Origin of the sequence: Nocardioides sp., from assembly GCF_031397825.1 — a bacterium.
Taxonomy (GTDB): Bacteria; Actinomycetota; Actinomycetes; order Propionibacteriales; family Nocardioidaceae; genus Nocardioides.
Genome location: NZ_JANNML010000184.1, coordinates 1 through 2341, shown reverse-complemented (window position 1 = coordinate 2341; position 2341 = coordinate 1). Strand labels below are relative to the sequence as shown.

1 protein-coding gene and 2 pseudogenes are annotated in these 2341 nt (G+C 70.3%); 2 read left to right on the top strand and 1 reads right to left on the bottom strand.

Annotated features, from left to right (window positions below; translation table 11 throughout):
* Positions 1–69: pseudogene (locus tag RMN98_RS15765) on the bottom strand (elongation factor P); the annotation flags it as partial.
* 133 nt (positions 70–202) lie between these two features.
* Here RMN98_RS15765 and argS point away from each other — a divergent pair.
* Entirely contained in the window at positions 203–1927 is a 1725-nt protein-coding gene (gene argS / locus RMN98_RS15760; RefSeq protein ID WP_309649767.1) for an arginine--tRNA ligase, read from the top strand.
* Between the two features lie 219 nt (positions 1928–2146).
* A pseudogene (locus tag RMN98_RS15755) lies at positions 2147–2341 on the top strand (hypothetical protein); the annotation flags it as partial.

The following is a 2341-nucleotide window of genomic DNA, read 5'->3' as shown; positions in this document are numbered from 1 at the left end:
CATGACCTGCCAGAGCTGGCCGTCGAGCTTGAGCACCATGCCGTTCTTCAGGTCGTTCGTCGTCGCCATGCGCGCGTGAACCTCTTCGTGGGTCGGGATCGGGGATCGGCCGGGCGGGCAGCGCCGGGGCGCTGCGTGGGGGTGGTCACCGGCCAGCGGTGCAGTTTATCGCGGGTGGGCGGTGACCCCTAACCTTGGACGCATGACCAGCCCCACCGTCGCCCTCACCGAGCGCTTCCAGCAGGCCCTGGGGAAAGCATTCGGCGACGAGTACGCCGACGCCGACCCGGTGATCCGACCCTCGTCGTTCGCCGACCTGCAGGCCAACGCCGCGATGGCCCTGGCCAAGCGCCTGGGCTCCAAGCCCCGCGACGTGGCGGCCCAGATCGTGGCGTCCCTCGAGGTCGACGACATCGTGGAGACCCCGGAGGTCACCGGTCCCGGATTCGTCAACCTGCGGGTCCGGGCCGCGTGGGTCGCCTCGCAGGTCGAGTCGCTGGGGAACCGTCTCGGCGTACCGGAGCAGCCGCGGCAGGTCATCCCTATCGACTACTCCGCGCCCAACGTGGCCAAGGAGATGCACGTCGGCCACTTGCGCACGACCGTCGTGGGCGACGCCCTGGCGCGCACGCTGGAGCACCTGGGGCATGAGGTGGTGCGCCAGAACCACGTCGGCGACTGGGGGACGCCGTTCGGGATGCTGATCGAGCACCTGCTGGACGTGGGTGAGGACTCCCCCGAGGCGCACGCCCTCGAGGCCCGCCCCAACGACTTCTACCAAGCGGCGCGGGAGAAGTTCGACAGCGACGAGGCGTTCGCCACGCGCGCCCGGCAGCGGGTGGTGACCCTCCAGGCCGGTGACCCCGACACGCTGCGCCTCTGGGCCGAGCTGATCGACCTGTCGAAGGCCTACTTCAACCGGATCTACCGCCTGCTCGACGTGACGCTGACCGACGCCGATCTGGCCGGGGAGAGCATCTACAACGACGCGCTCGCCGGGATCTGCGACGAGCTCGAGGCCGCCGGCATCGCGACGATGAGCGAGGGCGCGCTGTGCGTCTTCCTCGACGGCTACTCCGGTCGCGAGGGCAAGCCGGTCCCGCTCATCATCCGCAAGAGCGACGGCGGCTACGGCTACGCCACGACCGACCTCGCGACCATCAAGCACCGCGTCCAGGACCTCGGTGCCGACCGGGCGCTGTACGTCGTCGGGGCACCCCAGGCGATGCACTTCAAGATGGTCTGGGAGACCGCTCGCAAGGCGGGCTGGCTCGACGACTCGGTCGAGGTCACCCATGTCCAGATCGGCAACGTGCTCGGCCCCGACGGCAAGATCCTGCGCACCCGCAGCGGCGACCCGATCCGGCTCATGTCGCTGCTGGAGGAGGCCGTGGAGCGCGCCGAGAGCGTGATCGCCGAGTCGCGGCCGGACCTCGACGCGGAGACGCGCTCGGGGATCGCCTGGCAGGTCGGGATCGGTGCGGTGAAGTACGCCGACCTGTCGGTGTCGCACGACAGCGAGTACACCTTCGACTTCGAGCGGATGCTGTCGCTGCAGGGCAACACCGGCCCCTACCTGCAGTACGCCGCGGCGCGGATCCGCTCCATCCTGCGCAAGGCCACCGAGGCCGGTCACGCCCCGGGCCCCGTGGTGCTCGGCGAGGAGGCCGAGCGCGCCCTGGGCCTCACCCTGCTCGACTTCGGCGACGTGGTCGCAGCCGTCGGGGACACCCTGGAGCCGCACCGGCTGTGTGGCTACCTCTTCGAGCTGGCGCAGGCCTTCACGTCGTTCTACGAGAGCTGCCCGGTCCTCAAGACCGACGACGCCGACGTCCGGGCCTCCCGCCTCGCGCTGTGCTCGCGCACCCTCGAGGTCCTCGAGACCGGCCTGGGTCTCCTCGGCATCCAGACCCCCACCCAGATGTAGAACCCCCGCGAGACGTCGCTCCGGTACGCCCGAGACGGCGTTCCGGTACGCCCGAGACGGCGCCGCGGCACGCCCGAGACGTCACTCCTGCACGTGCGAGACGTCGATTCTGCAGGTGCGAGACGCCAGTTGTGCGGGCCGCCGCGATGACTGGATCTGATGCCGCATTGGCACCGAACCTGCTGTCGCCGAGCGGCTCGCCACGCGAGGCTGTCCGTCATGACGACGTTCCGGATCGGTCTGCTCGCCTTCGACGGCTGCGACGCCATGGATCTCATCGGGCCCTACGAGGTGCTGCTCACCGCGAACCGGCTCCTCGAGCGCGACGGGCGGTCACCCGCGTTCGAGGTGGTCGTGATCGGCGAGCAGGCGGTGACGGTCTTCGGCGGGCTGCGCCTCTCACCCGACACGGCG